This window comes from Cytobacillus sp. FSL R7-0696 (assembly GCF_038006865.1).
Classification (GTDB): Bacteria; Bacillota; Bacilli; order Bacillales; family Cytobacillaceae; genus Cytobacillus; species Cytobacillus kochii.
In genome coordinates this window covers 37996-58587 of the sequence record NZ_JBBOWA010000001.1, presented here as the reverse complement: position 1 = coordinate 58587, position 20592 = coordinate 37996, and the positions used below count along the sequence as shown (strand labels likewise).

Below are 20592 nucleotides of genomic sequence, written 5' to 3'. Positions count from 1 at the left end.
ATTTAGGAAGTTTGAGGGTGAGCAAAAAAGGGTTTGCTCGTACATTGAGAGGAAAAAACGCAGGGATAGTGAAGCAAAGTGAGTGAGCTCGTACACCAAGAAGAAAATGCGTTGGAATAGCGTATCAAAAAGGATTTGTTCGTACATCATGAGTAAAAAACGCAAAGATAGCTGCGGGGTAAGAGTAATTTAAAAAGTACACCCAACAATAAAAGCGCCAGAGACAGGCTTGCAATCTGATTTGAGGAAAACACAATACCTACAATTTCCTTTATGATTCCTCCTTCTCGCGGAAATAATAAAAGTGTAAGTTTGAAGGAGGTGCTCATTTTGGGACAAAATCGACAATTTAGAGCAGGGCAGAAAGCGCCAAATAATGGTAAATATATTGAGATTGGTGAAACTGGCAGTAATGTGAATAACCCACAAGTGGTAAGTCTTCGTGCGGGTGATCGATTTCCTGAAAACTCAAACCATAATCGATTATGGACTTATCAAAGAAAACCATAATAAAGAACGAATCAGATGCCATCCCAAAATGTGGATGGCTTTACATATGGCAGGAAATAATTTTATAATAAAACAAAGGTCAAAAAAGGTCAGGAGTGTGACGTGCGATTGGATATTAATCAAATGACAACCTCTTTGCAAGAAGGTTTAATGACTGCCAAAAGGATGGCGACAAATAAAGGTCACCAAGAGGTGGATACGGTGCACCTTTTCCTTTCCTTCTTGCAGGAGGATCATCTATTTACAAATATTTTAAGACGAAGTGATTTTACAATTGAAAATGTGAAACAATCATTGCAACATTTATTAGAAAGAAAACCCAGGGTTAGTGGAAGTGGTGCGGATTTAAATTCTTTTTATCTTACCAATGATTTAAGAAAAACCTTGTCAAAAGCAGAAGAATTAAGATTGCAATGGCAGGACAATTATATATCCATTGAACATGTTTTATGGGCAGTGATTGTGGCAAAGACGAATGTTACAGACCTCTTTTTAATGAAAAAGAAAGATATCCAACAAGCAATTGAAGAGATCAGGGGGAATCAAAAGGTGACATCACAAAACCCAGAAGGTACTTATGAAGTACTTCATAAATATGGTAGAGATTTAGTGGAAGAAGTGAAAACAGGGAAATTAGATCCTGTCATTGGCAGAGATCAAGAAATCCGTAATGTGATTCGCATACTTTCAAGGAAAACGAAAAATAATCCTGTCCTCATCGGTGAGCCAGGTGTTGGTAAAACAGCAATTGTTGAGGGATTAGCACAGAGAATTGTTAGAAAAGATGTACCAGAGGGACTGAAAGATAAGACGATTTTCTCATTAGATATGAGTGCGTTAATTGCAGGTGCTAAATTTAGAGGTGAATTTGAGGAACGTTTAAAAGCAGTGTTAGCAGAGATTAAAAAGAGTGATGGTCGTATTCTTCTGTTTATAGATGAGATACACACAATCGTTGGAGCTGGTAAAACAGAAGGTGCGATGGACGCTGGTAATATGTTGAAGCCAATGCTTGCCAGAGGTGAGCTACATTGTATTGGCGCAACAACATTGGATGAACATAGAAAGTATATTGAAAAAGATCCGGCATTAGAGAGAAGGTTTCAACAAGTATTAGTAAAAGAACCCGATGTAGAAGACTCTATCTCTATTTTAAGAGGTTTAAAAGAGCGATTCGAAATTCATCATGGGGTCAATATTCATGACAGGGCTATTGTTGCAGCAGCTACTTTATCTGATCGTTATATTACAGATCGTTTTTTACCAGATAAAGCGATTGATTTAATTGATGAGGCATGTGCAATGATCCGGACAGAGATTGACTCTATGCCTACGGAGCTGGATGAAGTAACAAGAAAGGTAATGCTGCTTGAAATTGAAGAGGCCGCTCTGCTAAAAGAGTCTGATGAAATCAGTCAAGGGAGGTTAGAGAAACTAAGAGAAGAACTTACTAACTTTAAGGAACAAGCGAAAGAAATGAGAGCGAAATGGTTAACAGAAAAGGCTGCGATACAATCGATACAATCAAAACGAGAGCAGTTAGAAATTTTGAAAAGAGAGTTAGAGGAAGCTGAGAATAAGTATGACCTTAATAAGGCAGCGGAGTTAAGACATGGGAAAATCCCTGCATGTGAAAAGGAGTTACAACAATTAGAAGAAGAGGCGAATAATAAAGAAAATGATAACCGTTTATTACGTGAAGAGGTCACTGAAGAAGAAATTTCTGATATTGTATCGAGATGGACTGGTATACCTGTCTCTAAATTAGTTGAAAGTGAACGGGAAAAGTTATTGCGACTAGAGTCGATTCTACAAAAAAGAGTCATCGGTCAAAATGAAGCCATCACACTTGTCTCCGACGCAGTCTTAAGAGCAAGAGCAGGCATAAAAGACCCAAAACGGCCGATTGGTTCTTTTATTTTCTTAGGTCCTACAGGGGTTGGAAAGACAGAGTTGGCAAAGGCGTTAGCGGAATCTTTATTTGATAGTGAGGAACATATCATTAGAATTGATATGTCGGAGTATATGGAAAAACATGCGGTATCAAGACTAGTTGGTGCACCACCAGGTTATGTTGGGTATGAAGAAGGCGGACAATTAACAGAAGCGGTTCGTAGGAATCCGTATGCAGTCATATTACTAGACGAAATAGAGAAAGCACATCCTGAAGTGTTCAATATTCTTTTACAAATGTTGGATGATGGAAGGGTTACTGATTCTCAAGGTCGAACAGTTGATTTTAAAAATACCGTTATCATAATGACATCAAATATAGGGTCTCATATCTTGCTTGAACGCGATGAAGCGAAAGAGAAGGGTAATATAATAGAAGAAACTCGGAATAAAGTATTAGAAATGTTACGTTCGCATTTCCGGCCAGAGTTTTTAAATAGAGTAGATGAGGTTATTTTATTTCATCCTTTAGGTAAAGAAGAGATGAAAGGAATTGTTGAAAAACTAATCCATGAACTACAACAAAGGTTAATTCATCAACAAATTATCTTAACGATAGATGATAAGGCAAAGGCTTTTATTGCCGAAACGGCTTTTGACCCCATATACGGTGCAAGACCATTGAAGCGTTACATGCAAAGAGAAATTGAAACAGCATTAGCAAAAGAAATGATCGCGGGAAATATCCAAGCGAAATCACATGTAGTTATCTCTAGTGACAGTACAAAACTTATCATAAAACAATCATGAACCAGTGGAAAATAGCATAAACTGGATATATTAACGAAAGTAAAAAAAACAAAAGTCATCCATATTGGGATGACTTTTGTTGCCATTCTTAGTGTAGTCCTTCCTTCTCTTCTGGCGCTGCAGGAATGACAGCAGCGAGAATGTAAAGGAGAATACTTACTGCAACCGAAAGGACGGTTGCCGTTTGTAAATCATAACTTACACCATTCATGTTGCTTACTACATAAGTAACCATATTCATAAGTAAGAATGTCCAAATGAACGTCCAAATGTATTGCATTTTTACTCACCTCATACGTATGTCAGTCTATTTAATAGTATCATACAATGGTTGGATTATAAACGTGATTCACTGATTTTTTTTCATAGGATTATGTCTAAAATGTGAATAACAGTTGGAATCAAGCGTTTGAACTAATTCATTAAAAGCTAGGCAAATATCCTATTCAAATTACCTGTACAATCATACATTAGTATGAACAACAGTAAAGGGGTTAATAAAATGGATAGCCGAAACTTTCAACTGCATACAGAATGGAATATGATTCATTACCCAGAAAAGCCAAGTGGTTTCGGTATTCTTATCATTGGGGATGAACGCCATTTTGTTGATGAGAAACAAAGCTTCTGGACACAAAATGAAGGGAAATCATCTCTCATTTCATCATTAAGAAGAGATGGTTATACTATCTTTTATTCGAATCTATATGGGCGAAATTGGGGAAGTCGTAAAGCCATTGAGATGGCAAAAAGATTGTATGCCCATACGATTAGACATGAAATTATTAATGAAAGAATCCATATAATTGCTGAAGGTATGGGCGCACTTGTCGCTGGAGCATTAATGAATGAAATGAATGAGAATATACGGTCGATTACGTTTATCAATCCCATCTTTTCATTAAAAACACATTTGGAACAAGAAAAAGAACATAAATTTTTCTATAAAAAATTAAAGAAAGAAGTTGAAGCTGCACTTGTGAGTAATATTAAAGAGATAGATGAATCCATCGTAATAAATGAAGAACAATTCCTTCAAGTAGACCTCCCAGTAAAAATCATTCATATCCTCTCAAGTAGTCGTGCATATAAACAATCTCATCATTTAAAAGACTTATCAGTGAAATGGTCAGAAAACAATCAACAAGTCTCAATTAATTATTTATTACCAGAGAAAAGGCATAGTTTAAGCTACCATATTATTCGATTTCTCAACGAAAATGAGTCGATATTATAAGTCTGAGGAAAAAATCCCTCAGACAATTTTTTTTTGAAATGTAAAACTTGCTAGTTTGTTATAAGTCATATTTGAGTGAGAGATTTCGATGATATATAAAGATAATTCCGCATAGTATACAATAAAACAGACGACTGGAGGCTGGGGTATGAAGCAAGCAGTTGTAATTGATGGTTATAGTTTTGTAGGTTTTGGCACTTGTAAAGGGTTGTTAGAAGAAGGGGTCGAGGTTTTACTGCTCAATTCATTGAAGGCAGATGATGCTTTAGAAAAACAATTATCCGTTGGGAGAAATGCGAACTTAACCGAAGTGGATATAGATAGTTTAAACACTTTGCTTGAAGAAGAGGCTACTGTTTTTATTGATGGTTACAGTTTATATATTAAAGATATAAACATGGAGAGGTTTTTAGTTCCTTTCTTAGATAAAATCTCTTTTGAAAAGCGAAAATGTGTGATTACTTTGCCCATTCAATGGTTGTATACAGGTCATTCAAAAAAATGGGTGCAAAAGACCTTTTCTCATGCTCATATCTATTACTTACCAACAGTATATGGACCGTTTCAACCGGAAGAAATGCTTTTTCAACAAAAGCTGATGCATACTAACCACAATAAAAGTGTCAGTGAAAAGGAATGGCGGAATGATGCTGTTTATATTGACGAAGCCATCACCTGTTTATTGCATGATTTTTTATCAAACAATAAGAGTGGAGAAAAAATAATTAGCAGTGGAATTGAAAACCATTGGCAGCAATGTGTAGATTATTTACAAATTAATCTTGAAAATCATACTGTAAAAGAAGATAACAGTTTAAGAGACGAACCTCAAACAATTCATATTCATAACCATCTATCGGTGGAAAAAGCGCTTAGTCAACAGAAAAGACATGTGGATATTCTCCCATAAATATAAAGTACTTTCATCGGAAAAACCTTTTCAATCACTAGGATAAAAGGTTAGAATGATGTTAGTTGGTCTTTTCGAAAGAAAAAATCAACTAACATAAAGGGGCGAAAGATATAGAAATGAAGAAAGCTTTAATTAGGTGGGGGAGTTTGGTTCTATGCCTTCTCTTATTATCGTCATGTGGACAGGTATTTTCTGGGGGTCAGCTGCAAAAGGCTGGCTTATTAGTGCCGGATACCATTAATGATCAAGTGTGGGGTACGAAAGGGTATAAAGGCCTACTCAAGATACAGTCTACTTATGATATTGATGTGTATTATAAAGAAGGGATGAACTCACAACTCGTTGTCGAAAGAGCGGTAAAGGAATTTTCAAAAAAAGGGGTCAATTTAATTTTCGGACATGGAAATGAATATGCAGAGTACTTTAATCAAATATCAGCACAATATCCAAATATTCAGTTTGTAAGCTTTAACGGGGACGCACAAAATGAAAATACGACAAGTTTAAATTTTGAAGGATATGCAATGGGCTTTTTCGGAGGTATGGTGGCTGGTGAGATGACAGCTACTAATATTGTTGGTATTATTGCGGCATTTGAATGGCAACCAGAAGTAAAAGGTTTTATTGATGGTGTGAACTTTCAAAATGATGAAGCAGATGTTAAAATACATTATGTTGAAAATTGGGATGATGCCCATAAGGCTGCAGGGTTAATGGACAAGTTGGTCATAGAAAAAGCAGATGTCGTTTATCCAGCAGGTGATGGATATAATGTCCCTGTCATTGAAAAAGTAAAAGAGCATGGTTTATATGCCATTGGTTATGTTTCTGACCAATCCCATCTAGGGAAATCAGCAGTATTAACAAGTACGATTCAACATGTTGACCATTTGTATGAAATAGTAGCAGAACAATTTCATAATGGAGAACTTCAGTCTGGAAACCTTTCTTTTGACTTTCAAGAAGATGTCATTTCATTAGGTGCGTATAGTCCAGAATTATCTCCAACCTTTATTCAACAATTAAATGCAGCAGTAAAAAAATATAAAGAAACAGGTAATTTACCGACAGAACCATCATAGGAGGATAACAGAATGTCAAATGATAAAACAATGGAATTTATGCAAATCGCTATGAAATATCTACCTGAAGCAAAAGCCGAACTAGAAAAGTCAGGTGTAAATTTATCAATGGAAATGATTCAACCGTTTATGACGATGTTTACACAAGTGATGAATGAAGCATATGAATTAGGGAAAGCAGATGCACAAAAAGAACATGAATAAGAGAAAAGCTAGCGGCGTGGGATTGCCGTTAGCTTTTTTTATTCATAAAGACTTCAACGATTGGAGCAGCATGTTTTAAAAGTGGTTTTAATTCCTCTGCAGAATCCATTAATTGAGACATATTGGCCATTAATTCCACCAGATCTAATTGTTCGATTGTATTTAAAATAGAAGGTGATTTTTCCTCCTCCTGCTTATGTTGTCTTCCGAGAATCCAATCTTCACTTTGACGAGCATCTTTATTACCAAACATAAATTGATTAAAAAACGGTTCTTCACTCATATAAGCAATCCTCCTTTTGATTTTCTATTGTATAAGTTATTCCTTATAATATATGGGTGAATAAAAGAAAAGGTTGGACGAAAATAATAATTATGAAGAAAAATATTGAAACTTTACCTGCTTATTTGATAAAATTAGTACCAAGTACTAATAATTGATATTAAATTTTATTTCTCGTAAATAAAAAAGTTGAATTTCTTATAACGACAAAGTGGAAGAGAAAAAGGGAGTGGGAAAGATGAATGCTGGAATTGTGGGCTTAGGTAGATACTTGCCTGAAAAAATAGTAACGAATGCTGATTTAGAAAAAATAATGGATACTTCAGATGAATGGATCCGCACGAGAACAGGTATCGAACAAAGACGGATTGCCGATGACGATACAGATACTTCTGATATGGCATTCGCTGCTGCAAAAAAAGCATTACAGGATGCAGATTTGTCTCCTGAAGATATCGATTTAATTATTGTCTCAACTGTCACACCAGATCAGCCATTTCCAAGTGTTGCTTGTTTACTGCAGGAAAAGTTAGGGGCAAAGAAAGCAGCAGCTATGGATGTAAGTGCAGCTTGTGCTGGTTTCATGTACGGTGTGATTACAGCGAAACAATTTATTGAAACAAAAACGTATCAGAATGTACTAGTAGTAGGTGTTGAAAAGCTGTCTAAAGTAACCGATTGGTCTGATCGTAATACAGCTGTCCTTTTTGGAGATGGTGCGGGTGCCGCTGTCATTGCTCCTGTATCTGAAGGAAGAGGCATTCTATCATTTGAACTAGGAGCAGATGGTGGTGGAGCGAAGCATCTTTATCAAGATAAGTACATTGTGATGAATGGTAGAGAAGTTTATAAGTTTGCTGTTAGACAAATGGGTGAAAGTTGTATTAATGTATTAGAAAAAGCAGGTTTAACAAAAGAGGATGTAGATTTTCTTATCCCTCATCAAGCAAATATTCGTATCATGGAAGCTTCTAGACAACGTTTAGAGTTACCAATTGAAAAAATGTCAAAAACAATTGATAAATATGGTAATACATCAGCATCTTCTATACCAATTGCTATGATTGAGGAGATAGAAGCTGGGAAAATTAAAGATGATGATATTATCGTAATGGTCGGATTTGGTGGCGGATTAACATGGGGAGCCATCGCTTTAAAATGGGGAAAATAAGTATAAATATAATAGGCTTTATTGATATAAAAGGAGTGACATAATAGTGGAAAAAAAACGTGTCGTTGTAACAGGACTTGGAGCAGTAACACCGGTTGGAAATAATGTAGAACAGTCGTGGAGTAATATTAAAGCTGGAAAATCTGGAGTAGGACCGCTAACAAGATTAAATGCTGATGAATATCCTGCTAAAGTAGCTGCGGAAGTGAAAGATTTTGATATTCATGAGTATTTAGAGAAGAAAGATGCAAGAAAGATGGATCGTTTTACTCATTATGCAGTGGCTTCTTCAATCATGGCAGTGAAAGATGCTAATTTGACGATAAATGATGAAAACGCGCATCGTGTTGGTGTTTGGGTAGGATCAGGAATCGGTGGAATGGAAACATTCGAGAATCAATTTGAAACCTTTTTAAACAGAGGCTACCGCCGTGTGAGTCCATTCTTTGTACCAATGATGATACCGGATATGGCTGCAGGGCAAGTATCAATCACATTAGGTGCAAAGGGAGTGAATTCCTGTACAGTAACCGCTTGTGCAACTGGAACGAATTCAATCGGTGATGCGTTTAAAGTCATTCAGCGTGGTGATGCTGATGTCATGGTAACAGGAGGAGCAGAAGCACCAATTACGAGAATGTCTGTTGCAGGATTCTGTGCTAACACAGCGCTATCTACCAATCCAGATCCGGCTACAGCAAGTCGCCCATTTGATAAAGATAGAGATGGATTTGTTATCGGAGAAGGTGCAGGTATTCTCATTCTTGAAGAATTAGAACATGCACTAGCTCGCGGTGCCAATATTTATGCTGAAATTGTTGGGTATGGGTCAACTGGAGATGCCTATCATATAACCGCACCTGCACCAGAGGGAGAAGGCGGTGCGCGTGCAATGAAAATGGCACTTGACGATGCGGGTCTAACTCCGGAACAAATCGATTATATTAATGCTCATGGTACGAGCACAGATTATAACGATAAATATGAAACGGTTGCAGTGAAAAGTGTTTTTGGTGAACATGCTTATCATTTAGCCATTAGTTCAACAAAATCTATGACAGGTCACCTTCTAGGTGCTGCCGGAGGCGTTGAGGCGATTTTCTCTATCCTAGCGTTAAGAGATAGTACGTTGCCACCAACGATTAATTACAATACAAAAGATCCAGATTGTGATTTAGATTATGTACCTAATGAATCAAGAGAAAAAACTATTGGAGCTGTTATGAGTAACTCATTAGGCTTTGGTGGTCATAACGCAACAATCGTCTTCAAAAAATATCAATAATAAAATCAAACACGGACAAATTCTGCTTTGTTACATGGCGGAATTTGTCCGTGTTTTTTATATTTGGCTGTTTTCGTATAGATTGTTGCTTTCTTGACCATACTTATAAAGGGTTGATAAATGGGGTTTAAGGAGGCGTTCAAGTATGCGGAAAGATGTATATGAAGAGTTCAGCGAACTAACCAAATCAGAGCAAATGGCTTTATTTAATGCTATGAAACAGGATTTATTTCCAGACGAACCAGATAAGATTAATAAACTACTCAAAAGCATTCGTGAAGCCCGATTTGCTTCTGGTTTAGGGTGCGTTCATTGTGGAAGTACATCTGTAAAAAGAAACGGTAAATATCGTTCAAGACAACGCTATCTGTGTAATGATTGCGGAAAGTCCTTCAACGATATGACGAATACACCATTTTCAGGCTCTCGCTACCCTGAAAAGTGGATAAAATACATTGAACTAATGGTCGAAGGTTACACCCTACCGAAAATCGCTGAACGCTTAAAAATTCATATATCAACTGCATTCTATTGGAGACATAAAATCCTGAACGCATTAGGAAGTCTTGGTTTTAATCAACTGCAAGGTATCGTTGAAAGTGACGAGACCTTCTTTCGAGAGTCTATGAAGGGTCGTGAAATTACCCATAGAAAAGCCAAGAAACGTGGAGAAAAGGACAAGAAAAGAGGGATTTCTAATCTTAAAATAGCAGTTGTCGTGGCACAAGACCGAAATGGTAATATGATCGCTCGGAAAGCAGGAACAGGTCGTGTAAAGGCAGAAGAAATTGATACTGTGATAGGTGAGTATATTCACCCGTCTGCTTTGTTATGTACAGATACAGCAACTAACTACAAGGAATTCGCCAAACTAAAAGGATTACAACACGAAACAGTTTATGAAAGCCAAAAACAACGGGTGAAAAAAGGCATATACCATATTCAACACGTCAATAACTCTCATAATCGTTTGAAAGGTTGGATGGAACGTTTTCAAGGGGTGGCAACCAAATACTTAGATAATTACCTCAACTGGTTTCGTTGGCTTGAAATAGGCAAACAAATAGCATTTGATGAACGAGTCAAACAAATGCTTGTTTCTGCCTGTCGAAAATCAAGTCACACCACAATAGAAATGTTGAGATGTGCTTAACTAATTATTAGACGTATATTTATTGCTTCCAGGGAGTTTTTTGATGTTGTTCCACGCTTCAATCGCTTCCTCACGACTTTTTCCTTGATTATTAGAGTCGGCAAAAAAATCACGAATAAATTGATTGTATTCAAATTGAGGAGCGATTTTTTTCTTGTACAATGGGTTTTTCTTTCGTTCTTCTTCTTTATACCAAGCATCTACAACATCTCGATACGTTTTTCCAATGTTAGTTTTAAAATAGTTTTGGATATAGGTAGAAAAATGAAAATTAGGGATAACTGTCTTGAAAAAGGCTCTTACATTTTGACTACAACGATGGTTTTTCGAAATGACTGTATCAAGACTTAAATCGACCTGTGGTTCTGACTTACTATTCACCTTTGATTTTCTAATTGGCTTTTTTATCTCTCCTGTTCGAAGAAATGTTTCAATTCTATCGGAAATCTCTATTTTTGAACCAGAAGCACTTATTCCATTTTCTCTGCAAAAAGATTGTAATTCTTCCTTCAACCAATAGAAATCTTTAAAACTATCTACACTAATATCTTTTGTTAGATTTGGTCTCATATTCTACACCTCAATATTCACTTATTTCTATTATAGAACAATTGTTCCTGTTAATCAAAAATAATCATAAGCAAAAACAACAAAGTTTACGAAAACAGCCTTATATTTTTATGGTTTTCTTTTGAACCGATTATTTGTCTCTTCCATAAAATAAACAACAACATTTGATGGGAGAGAACCATATGCCGGTAATTAGAACAGATGAATGGTTAGATCAGCATTTTACTGAACCAGAAAAGTTGATTGAACCATTGTTAAATTCATTCCATGAAAACGAGCCACAAAGGTTATACCAATTCTTATCCTCCTTTGGCATGTATTCACCAAATAGAAGGAATAAAGAACAGTTCAAACAGTTAAAAGAAAATAAAACATGGGAAAAAGTTGAATTGTTATTAAACAAGTATAGAAAAAACTGGAAAGGACCAGATGTCCCCATTTACTTATTTCCAATTGCACAAGGCGGATTATTCTTTAGAACATCTTATGTGAAGTCTGGCTTGTCATTCCCTGACAAGATGTTTTTATTTCTCGCTCCATTAGAAGATGAGAAAGAGTTAGAAGCATTATTTGTCCACGAATACCATCATATCTGCCGAATGAAGAGATTAAAAAAAGAAATGGCTGAGTATACATTATTAGATAGCATTGTATTAGAAGGATTAGCAGAATGGGCAGTGGAGAAAAGTTGTGGAAAATCGTATCGTTCAAAGTGGTGCACAGAACATGATAGAGAAAGAATACGATACTATTGGCATAAATATGTAAAAAAAAATATAGACATAAAGAGAGACAATGAATTACATGACCAAATTCTATTCGGTGAGGGGAAATATCCAAAAATGCTTGGCTACTCCATTGGCTATGAAATCGTCTCAATGTATGACAATGAAAAAAGAATCAAGCTCAAAGAAAGTATGGTTATTCCTTCAAAGTTTTTTGTACCTCAGTGGGAAAAAGAATAGAGTAGAGGAGAAAACATGTAAAGAAAATAAAGAAATTGTCAAAGTAAGTAAAATAGTATTTTTTCCTTATATTAACATACAAGTAACAGGATGTAAGAACTATTTCACGACCACTCCATACTATTTATAATATTATTAAAAGATAGATTTTTGAAAAAATTTCTTGTATTCGTAATCTATTTGTAATAATATACAGATAATTAATCCTAGTACTAAATATTTTACAATACTGTAAGATATTACGATTGAGGTGTTGAAATGGTAGGGAAAGAAGAAAGTCCTAGCTTGGACACAATTTTACAAGTAAATGAATTAAAAGCAGGTTTTGATATAGACGGAAAGGTCTATCACGCAGTAGATAATGTATCTTTTGACGTAAAGAAAAAACAAATTCTTGGTGTCGTGGGAGAATCAGGCTGTGGAAAGAGTGTCATGTCTATGTCCATTATGCAGTTATTACCGAAGGAAACAGGAAAAGTCACTGGTGGTGAAATTGTTTTTGAAGGTAAGAATATTGAGAATTACTCCATTAATCAAATGAATACCATACGAGGTAATGATATCTCAATGATTTTCCAAGAGCCAATGACGGCACTTAACCCTGTATTCACAATTGGTTTTCAATTACAGGAGATTCTCTTTAATCATCAGAAGATTTCGAAAAAAGACGCACGAGAAAAAAGCATCCATCTTTTAAGACAAGTGGGCATATCAAGGCCAGAGAATATCGTTGACGAATATCCCCATCAACTTTCAGGAGGAATGAGGCAACGGGTAATGATCGCTATTGCGATTGCCTGCCAACCAAAGTTACTTATAGCTGATGAGCCAACGACTGCATTAGATGTGACAGTACAAGCCCAAATACTAGATTTATTAAGGGAAATTCAATCAATCAATAATATGGCGATTATTCTCATTACCCATGATCTTGGGGTCGTTGCTGAAATGTGTGACGATGTAATTGTTATGTATGCTGGGAAAATTGTTGAAAGAACAAATGTAGATGCACTTTTTCATAACCCTAAGCACCCTTATACACAGTTATTATTACAATCGATCCCTAAATTGGATGAAGAAGAGAAAGAATTAGGGTCGATTGACGGCTTAGTACCATCCCTTAAAGATATGCCAGAAGTTGGTTGTAGATTTGCTGATCGTTGTCCAAAAAGAATGCCTGAATGTACTGAAATCACACCTTTATTAGGTTTTGTTGAAAATGGACATGAGGCTGCTTGTCTTTTATATGAGAACAGCTATCAGACTAATGGGAGGAATACATATGTCAAATAACACAGCTGAGAAGCGAGAAGTGTTATTAGAAGTAGAAGATTTAAAAACATATTTCCCGATTAAAGCAGGTTTCTTTCAAAGAACGGTAGGACATGTCAAAGCTGTAGACGGAGTTAGTTTTCAAATACATAACGGCGAAACGTTTGGACTTGTTGGAGAATCGGGTTGCGGCAAATCAACGACAGGTCGAACGCTTTTAAAACTTATGAATCCAACAGATGGAAAAATTATTTTTGATGGACAAGATATTTCAAGTTTGAAAGGAAAAACTTTAAGAGCAATTCGCAAAGATTTTCAAATGGTTTTCCAAGATCCATACGCCTCACTTAATCCAATGCAAATGGTTGGGGACATAGTCTCAGAACCGCTCGTTAATTTTAGAGGGAAATCAGTGAAAGAATTAAAAGAAGAAGTCATGGATCTCCTTAATAAGGTCGGACTTCCGTCAGATGCTTATTATAAATATGCTCATGAATTCTCTGGTGGTCAAAGGCAAAGGATTGGTATTGCGCGAGCATTAGCACTACGTCCAAAGCTAATTATTGCGGATGAACCTGTATCAGCACTTGATGTATCTGTACAGTCCCAAGTATTGAATCTCTTAAAGGAACTGCAAAATGAATTTCAATTAACATTTTTATTTATTGCACATGATTTGAGTGTTGTTAAACATATGAGTGATCGAATTGCTGTGATGTATTTAGGTGGAATTGTTGAAGTAACTGATAAGAATAGTATTTTTGCAGAACCACTTCACCCCTACACACAAGCTTTGATTTCAGCCATACCTGAGCCGGATCCGAGAAAGAAGAAACAGAGAATTATATTAGAAGGTGATGTACCAAGTCCGGCCAATCCTCCAACGGGTTGCCCGTTTCATCCACGCTGTTCACATGCCATGAAAGAATGCATGGAAGTAAAACCGACTTTAAAGGAGGTGAAGGCTGGTCATAACGTAGCTTGTCATTTATATAACTAAAAAATCATTTAGGGGGAGAACAATGAAAAAGAAATCTTTTTGGTTAATTTCGTTATTACTCGTATTCTCTATGTTTCTAGCAGCTTGTAATAGCGGGAACGAAACGAGTGGGAATGAAAAAGATGGAGATAAAGAAGAAGCCAACACTGGTGAACCGGTTGAGGGTGGGAATGTGACAGTAGCCGTGACATCTGCTCCAGAGGGTGTATTAGAGCCAGCTTATTATGGCAGTGCGATTGATGACGAAATCTTGAATTTCATGACTGATGGTATTTATTCAGTAAATGACGAATTAGAATATGAACCAGATCTTGCCACTTGGGAAATTAGTGATGATAAGCTCACTTATACGTTCAAATTTAAAGAGGGCGTAAAATGGCATAATGGTGAGGAGCTAACAGCAGAGGACTACCAATTTGCATTGGAAACAATGGCTGATCCTGAATATACTGGCCCACGTTTTAATTATGTAGAAGGTATTAAGGGGGCTAAAGAAAAAAAGGATGGAAAAGCGGAGACAATTGAAGGAATTGAGTTAGTTGACAAATATACGATTGCAATTACATTTGAATCTGTAAAAATCAATAATCTTGAAAATCTTTGGTCTTATCCAATGCCTAAAAAGCATTATGAAGGAGTAGCTATTGCAGAGCTTGGTGAATCAGAACAAGTAAGACAAACACCAGTAGGTTTAGGAGCATTTAAAGTGAAGTCTGTTAAAGCTGGTGAATATGTAGAGTTAGAGAAGTTTGCAGATTACTATAAAGGTGAACCAAAACTTGATGGAGTAGTAGTTAAAGTGATTGATCCGGCAGTAGCAAATGGTGCCCTGCAAAATGGTGAAGTTGATATTATGGGCGTTGCTCCTGCACAAGTAGAAGAACTTGAAACGATGGAACATATCACAGTTGAAGAAACAAATGGTGTAGGGTATTCATATATCGGTTTACGATTTGGTCACCGTGATCAAGAAACACGTACAAATGTTGATGATTTTGACAAATTTAAAAGCAAAGAATTACGTCATGCCTTAATTCATGCTCTTGATCGTCAAGCGATGATTGATGCGTTTTTATCAGGTAAAGGTACAGTATCTAACACAGTTATTCCTTCAACTTTCTGGATTGCAGCAGAAGAGTCAGAATTAAATCAATATGAGTATGATCCAGAAAAAGCGAAAGAGCTATTAGCTGAGGCCGGCTATAAAGACGTTGATGGTGACGGTTTTGTAGAAGATCCTGAAGGCGAGCCATTCTCAATTTCATTTGGTCATTATGCTGGAAATGCAACATTTGAAGGTCGTTCTCAAGCGATTATCCAATCTTGGAATGATATTGGTGTGAAGACAGAATTAGCGACAGGGTCTTTAGTAGAATTTAACTTATATAATGATATGAAAGATAAAGATGATGAAGCTTTAGAAGCATTCTTTGGTTCATGGAGCACTGGCTCTGATCCGGATCCATCTGGTCTATGGGCAAATAATGCGGAGTGGAACTATGGACGTTGGGTAAATGAAGATAATCAAAGATTATTAGACGAAGGTTTAAGCGAGAAAGCATTCGATAAAGAGTATCGTAAAGAAGTCTATGTTGAATGGCAAAAACTTTTCAATGAAGAGCTTCCAGGTATTCCATTATGGGAGAACCTAGACCTTTATGGTATTAATAAGCGCCTACAAGGGGTTCATATTAATGCTGTAGGTTACCAAACCAATACACATGAATGGTATGTAACTGAATAATTAGACAAGCGAACTTTTAAATGATAAGGGGAAATGGAACATGCTGCAATATTCACTTCGAAGAATATTAGGTATGATACCGTTACTATTCCTTACCTCTGTTGTGGTTTTCTCCCTGGCGAAGTTTATGCCAGGGGACCCTTTTGGGGGGGAAATTGATCCATCAAATACGAATCCCGAATATATTGAAGATATGAGAGAAAAGTTGGGCTATAATGACCCTATACATATTCAATACTGGAGATGGATTACTAATTTCGTTCAAGGAGATTTTGGTAACTCAACAGCGCATAAAATGCCTGTATACGATTTAATCATTGACCGAATGCCAAATACGATTTTTCTCGCAATTATTGCACTGATAATTACATATATCTTTGCCTTTGCTATGGGGATGTATGCTGGTAGAAAGCCATACACCTTAGGAGACAATCTTATAGCAGGATACAACTATGTAGGTTTAGCGATTCCATCTTTCGTTGCTGGAATAATAGCGATTTATTTTTTCTCTTTTCAATTAGGTTGGTTTCCTTTTGCCGGTTCAGTAGAGGTAGGGTTACAACCAGGCACATGGGAATACTATGTGAGTCGGATGCATCATGTGCTATTACCCGCATTAATCCTAGGTTTAATGGGAACAGCATCATATACCCAATTCTTGAGAAATGATGTTATAGAAAACAGTAGAAAAGATTATGTCCGAACAGCAAGAGCAAAGGGAACCAGTGAATCATCCATTTATAATAAACATATTTTAAGAAACTCAATGATTCCATTAATTACATTTTTAGGGTTTGATATAGCTACATTAATAGGTGGAGCGGTTATTACTGAAACAATTTTTACTTATCCTGGAATCGGTCTATTGTTCCTTGAGTCTGTTAATAGAAGAGATTATGCGGTGTTGATGACAATTACCATGCTGCTTTCATTTTTAACATTAATAGGTAACTTAATTGCGGATTTACTCTACGGTATAGTTGATCCTAGGATTAGGTTAGGATAGGGGGCAATTATGGTGAAAGCTTCTTTAAATACAAATCAAGTAATAGTAAAATCAAACCAAAAACAACTATCTCCATGGAAAATTGCCCGCAATAAATTTCTCAAAAACAAGATAGCAATGACGAGTTTAATTATATTTACTGCGTTTGTCTTGCTCGCTATTTTTGGACCAATATTCACCACACAAGATATCTCTAGAATTAATTTTATGTCAATGAACCTGGAACCTTCAGCAGAGCACTGGTTTGGCACAGATACAAATGGTAGGGATGTATTCACCAGAATGGTTTATGGAGCTAGGACATCGTTGTTAATTGGCTTGTCTTGTATGGTACTAATTATATCTATTGGTACAATTGTCGGAGCTATTGCTGGATATAATGGCGGAAAGATTGATCAAATATTCATGCGTATTACAGATTTTGTTTTGAATTTTCCATTTTTAATATTTGTTATTGTATTAAATACGATATTAGTAGGGAAAGTATCAGGAGTATGGACATTGATCTTGGTCATCAGTTTCCTTAGCTGGGGAGGAGTTGCCAGAATTGTCCGAAGCCGTTTTCTTTCGGAAAAAGAGAATGAGTATGTTTTAGCAGCAAAATCGATTGGCACGAGGCCGATAAAGATTATTATTAAACATATATTACCGAATATAGCCTCAACAATTATTGTCCAGGCTACATTAATGTTAGCAGTAACAATTGTTGCTGAAGCAGGTTTAAGCTTTTTAGGTTCTGGTGTTCCAGCAAATATACCTAGTTGGGGTAATATGTTATTTGAAGCCCGTGATTCTGACGTATTAAGAAATAAAACGTGGATGTGGGTACCGCCCGCTGCAGCTATTACAATCACCATACTAGCAATAAATTTCATCGGAGAAGGCTTAAAAGACGCACTTAACCCTAAATCTAGAAGGTAAAGGCCTAGCTGGTAAGTCTGAAAAAGAATGCAATTGACCTTTTAAGGTAATTGCATTCTTTTTTTTGGGGAGAAAACGGTTATAAGCTTTGTAATGAGTGGGGGATTTAATTATTTACTATTTATTCTAAATTATATTAATATTTATTTTAGTGAATAATAAATGAATATTATAACATTTACTTCCATATTAAATACGCTATATATAGCAAGTATATTTCAATATAAAGTACAAATTGCTTTCTAATCAAAGGTGAAAAAAGAATAATAATGGATTAGATTGTAAAAGAAAGGAATAAAAACAGAGTTGTTTGCCCATACTTATTGACAAATAATCATGCGAGTGGGGGTTAGGAAATGTTATATCTTCATGATGTTTGGGTGAACTGGTTTGAAGGGGAAGAGAATGGTTACAATGTTTGTCAATTTCATGAATGGCGAAAAGATGATGCAGTTGAATTATTGGATCAAGTACCATTACTAAGGATCACACCAGCACTATTTCATTATATTGAAAATGATTTATCTGAATTACCACAACAGCTATTGAATGACGTGTATCAAAAAGCGTATTTAAGAAAAAATCATGAAAGAGTGCAATTGGATTATTGTTTTGTCATTACTGATGGGACAAGCATTATGGCCGTTGATACAATAGGGTATCATATTCCAATTCGAAAGAGTAGATTGATACCAAGACAAGAACAACTTACATATGAAATGATTTCTAATCACGATGAAATGGAATATACTTTTGAACAAAAGCCGAGTCTAAAAAGTTTTCACATTCTTTCTCCAGATCCAGAATTAATGAAAGGCCTGACAAGGAAGGAAAGGCAGCTCAAACAATTAATGTTTATGGCATTAGATCAACTTCATAGTTCAGAAAATGAAGCGGAAATTCGCTATTGGTTTACAGAATGGATGCCTGAAGAGTATAAAAGTATTCAATCAATGGGTTTCCATGATGCATGGATGAATTTATTTGAAGACAGTAAGATAGGTTGGTCTAAGAAACATGAAAGATTTTGTGAGAATATCATTAAAGGACAACCTTTTTTTGAAAAGTTATGGGAAATGGAAAATGGTTCAAAGGTAAATTAAATCAAAAAGGGACGCTCAATTTAATTTGAACGTCCCTTTTTTTTTATTTCCTTTTTCTTCCTAATCCCATAGCGTTTTCCATCTTTTTAACCATTTTACCTGCCACTTTGTTGGCATTTGCTGCTCCTGCATCTAATATCTCATCTAATTCTGCTGATTCCATGAGATGATGATATTTATCTTGAATAGGTTTTAAGTGGCTAATAATTACTGTAGCTAAATCCCCTTTGAAATCACCGTACCCTTTTCCTTCATATTTATTCACAATATTTTCAATTGATTCACCTGAGAATATCGAGTAAATCGTTAATAAATTTGAAACGCCAGGTTTATTCTCTTTGTCAAAAGCAACGATGCCATCAGAATCTGTTACAGCGCTTTTAATTTTCTTCTCAATTTGTTTCGGTTCGTCCAAAATTGAGATAAATCCTTTTTTATTAGGGTCAGATTTACTCATTTTTTTCGTTGGATCTTGAAGTGACATGATTCGTGCACCCACTTTTGGAATGCTTACTTCTGGAATCGTAAAGATGTCATTGTATTTCTTGTTGAATCTTTCTGCTAAGTCCCTTGTTAATTCTAAATGCTGTTTCTGATCTTCTCCAACCGGGACAATATCTGTACCATATAATAGAATATCTCCCGCCATTAGTGGTGGGTAGGTTAATAAGCCTGCTGAGACAGCTTCTTTACCAGCAGATTTATCTTTAAACTGCGTCATTCTTTCTAACTCACCGATATAAGAAATACATTGTAACATCCATGCGGCTTGTGCATGTGCAGGTACTTCGGATTGAACGAATAGAGTTGCCTTATTGGGATCTAAGCCCACAGCAACATAAAGTGCTGCTAGGCTACGGATATTGTTTCTTAGTTGTAAGCGATCCTGTGGAACAGTGATAGCATGTTGATCGACGATACAAAAGTAGCAATCATACTCATTTTGCAGCTCGACAAACTGTCTTAATGCTCCGATATAGTTACCAATTGTTATTGTGCCACTGGGTTGAATACCAGAAAAGAGTGTTTTTTTCATCATAATCCTCCTATTTGCTATGAGAAATGAACATATAAAAAGACCACTCATCCCTAAAAAATCTAGGGACGAATGGTCCGCGGTGCCACCCTAATTATTCACATATGTGAATCTCTTAAAGACAGATAACGTTAGTCTAACGTGAATCGATATATTCATGCTCAAAAAGTCCATTCGATTTAATAGGTTGCTTATTCTCACCTACCATAAGCTCTCTTAAAACCATCTTAAATGTACTACTCTTTTCTCACAGCAATTTGTATTATTTATTTGTAATCATAATATAATATATGTAGAAGTAAATCAAGTGAGCGTTATAACAGCAAAAAAAAAAATTATTTGTTATATACCAATAAAAACTTATGAAAACCCTTACATGACAATAATAATACATGTTTCGACATTTTTTTGAAAAAATATAGATAATTTAGATT

General features: G+C 35.9%; 20 protein-coding genes and 1 other annotated feature. Of the genes, 16 read left to right on the top strand and 4 right to left on the bottom strand.

Annotation, left to right across the window (positions count from 1 at the left end; translation table 11 throughout):
* Positions 1 to 330: 330 nt before the first annotated feature.
* Both MKX29_RS00295 and clpB read left to right on the top strand, forming a co-directional pair.
* A complete protein-coding gene (locus tag MKX29_RS00295; protein ID WP_095369821.1) occupies positions 331 to 510 on the top strand; it encodes a YjzC family protein in 180 nt (59 codons plus the stop codon).
* A 108-nt stretch (positions 511 to 618) separates the two neighbouring features.
* Complete coding sequence (gene clpB, locus MKX29_RS00290) at positions 619 to 3213, top strand: ATP-dependent chaperone ClpB (RefSeq protein ID WP_341103233.1); 2595 nt, start codon at positions 619 to 621, stop codon at positions 3211 to 3213.
* A gap of 88 nt (positions 3214 to 3301) precedes the next feature.
* Here clpB and MKX29_RS00285 read toward each other — a convergent pair whose 3' ends face one another.
* Positions 3302 to 3493: a YjzD family protein gene (locus MKX29_RS00285; protein ID WP_224937731.1), complete on the bottom strand. Its 192-nt coding sequence runs from the start codon at positions 3491 to 3493 to the stop codon at positions 3302 to 3304.
* Positions 3494 to 3715: 222 nt separating this feature from the next.
* On the opposite strand from MKX29_RS00285, the gene MKX29_RS00280 reads away from it, so the two are divergent.
* The 4 genes from MKX29_RS00280 to MKX29_RS00265 all read left to right on the top strand — a co-directional run bounded on the left by MKX29_RS00280 (position 3716) and on the right by MKX29_RS00265 (position 6649).
* Positions 3716 to 4450 (top strand): hydrolase, encoded by a 735-nt coding sequence (locus MKX29_RS00280; protein ID WP_251161338.1) that lies wholly within the window; start codon positions 3716 to 3718, stop codon positions 4448 to 4450.
* A 148-nt stretch (positions 4451 to 4598) separates the two neighbouring features.
* The gene (locus MKX29_RS00275) at positions 4599 to 5360 is read left to right on the top strand and encodes a hypothetical protein (RefSeq protein WP_251161339.1); all 762 of its coding nucleotides are present in this window, start codon (positions 4599 to 4601) and stop codon (positions 5358 to 5360) included.
* Between the two features lie 119 nt (positions 5361 to 5479).
* Positions 5480 to 6445, top strand: coding sequence for a BMP family ABC transporter substrate-binding protein (locus tag MKX29_RS00270; RefSeq protein WP_341103230.1), 966 nt, complete (start codon positions 5480 to 5482; stop codon positions 6443 to 6445).
* Positions 6446 to 6457: 12 nt separating this feature from the next.
* On the top strand, positions 6458 to 6649 hold the full coding sequence (locus tag MKX29_RS00265) for a ComZ family protein (RefSeq protein ID WP_191814887.1): 192 nt from the start codon (positions 6458 to 6460) through the stop codon (positions 6647 to 6649).
* Between the two features lie 28 nt (positions 6650 to 6677).
* Here the strand turns inward: MKX29_RS00265 and MKX29_RS00260 are convergent, their stop codons facing one another.
* Positions 6678 to 6932 (bottom strand): hypothetical protein, encoded by a 255-nt coding sequence (locus tag MKX29_RS00260; protein ID WP_289433341.1) that lies wholly within the window; start codon positions 6930 to 6932, stop codon positions 6678 to 6680.
* Positions 6933 to 7170: 238 nt separating this feature from the next.
* On the opposite strand from MKX29_RS00260, the gene MKX29_RS00255 reads away from it, so the two are divergent.
* From MKX29_RS00255 to MKX29_RS00245, 3 genes are all read left to right on the top strand, one after another.
* The gene (locus MKX29_RS00255; RefSeq protein ID WP_224937736.1) at positions 7171 to 8103 is read left to right on the top strand and encodes a beta-ketoacyl-ACP synthase III; all 933 of its coding nucleotides are present in this window, start codon (positions 7171 to 7173) and stop codon (positions 8101 to 8103) included.
* Positions 8104 to 8149: 46 nt separating this feature from the next.
* On the top strand, positions 8150 to 9388 hold the full coding sequence (gene fabF / locus MKX29_RS00250; protein WP_224937737.1) for a beta-ketoacyl-ACP synthase II: 1239 nt from the start codon (positions 8150 to 8152) through the stop codon (positions 9386 to 9388).
* A 145-nt stretch (positions 9389 to 9533) separates the two neighbouring features.
* Positions 9534 to 10541: an IS1595 family transposase gene (locus MKX29_RS00245; protein WP_341103225.1), complete on the top strand. Its 1008-nt coding sequence runs from the start codon at positions 9534 to 9536 to the stop codon at positions 10539 to 10541.
* Here the strand turns inward: MKX29_RS00245 and MKX29_RS00240 are convergent, their stop codons facing one another.
* Positions 10542 to 11111 (bottom strand): DUF6434 domain-containing protein, encoded by a 570-nt coding sequence (locus MKX29_RS00240; RefSeq protein WP_224939361.1) that lies wholly within the window; start codon positions 11109 to 11111, stop codon positions 10542 to 10544.
* A 182-nt stretch (positions 11112 to 11293) separates the two neighbouring features.
* On the opposite strand from MKX29_RS00240, the gene MKX29_RS00235 reads away from it, so the two are divergent.
* The 7 genes from MKX29_RS00235 to MKX29_RS00205 all read left to right on the top strand — a co-directional run bounded on the left by MKX29_RS00235 (position 11294) and on the right by MKX29_RS00205 (position 19122).
* Positions 11294 to 12076 carry a DUF2268 domain-containing protein gene (locus tag MKX29_RS00235; RefSeq protein WP_251161340.1) on the top strand — a complete coding sequence of 261 codons (783 nt, stop codon included), beginning with the start codon at positions 11294 to 11296 and terminating at the stop codon, positions 12074 to 12076.
* Between the two features lie 258 nt (positions 12077 to 12334).
* Positions 12335 to 13369 carry an ABC transporter ATP-binding protein gene (locus MKX29_RS00230; protein WP_224937739.1) on the top strand — a complete coding sequence of 345 codons (1035 nt, stop codon included), beginning with the start codon at positions 12335 to 12337 and terminating at the stop codon, positions 13367 to 13369.
* Entirely contained in the window at positions 13359 to 14348 is a 990-nt protein-coding gene (locus MKX29_RS00225) for an ABC transporter ATP-binding protein (protein ID WP_095369809.1), read from the top strand. The genes MKX29_RS00230 and MKX29_RS00225 overlap by 11 nt, the downstream gene beginning before the upstream one ends.
* A 22-nt stretch (positions 14349 to 14370) precedes the next feature.
* The gene (gene opp4A, locus MKX29_RS00220; RefSeq protein ID WP_341103221.1) at positions 14371 to 16092 is read left to right on the top strand and encodes an oligopeptide ABC transporter substrate-binding protein; all 1722 of its coding nucleotides are present in this window, start codon (positions 14371 to 14373) and stop codon (positions 16090 to 16092) included.
* Positions 16093 to 16132: 40 nt separating this feature from the next.
* Positions 16133 to 17098, top strand: a complete 966-nt coding sequence (opp4B, locus tag MKX29_RS00215) for an oligopeptide ABC transporter permease (RefSeq protein ID WP_095369807.1) — start codon at positions 16133 to 16135, stop codon at positions 17096 to 17098.
* Between the two features lie 9 nt (positions 17099 to 17107).
* A complete protein-coding gene (opp4C, locus tag MKX29_RS00210) occupies positions 17108 to 18019 on the top strand; it encodes an oligopeptide ABC transporter permease (protein WP_095369806.1) in 912 nt (303 codons plus the stop codon).
* Positions 18020 to 18375: 356 nt separating this feature from the next.
* Entirely contained in the window at positions 18376 to 19122 is a 747-nt protein-coding gene (locus MKX29_RS00205) for a YjbA family protein (RefSeq protein WP_341103217.1), read from the top strand.
* Positions 19123 to 19165: 43 nt separating this feature from the next.
* Here the strand turns inward: MKX29_RS00205 and trpS are convergent, their stop codons facing one another.
* Complete coding sequence (gene trpS, locus MKX29_RS00200; RefSeq protein WP_341103214.1) at positions 19166 to 20158, bottom strand: tryptophan--tRNA ligase; 993 nt, start codon at positions 20156 to 20158, stop codon at positions 19166 to 19168.
* A gap of 61 nt (positions 20159 to 20219) precedes the next feature.
* Positions 20220 to 20418 (bottom strand) — a binding site (T-box leader).
* Positions 20419 to 20592 lie beyond the last annotated feature (174 nt).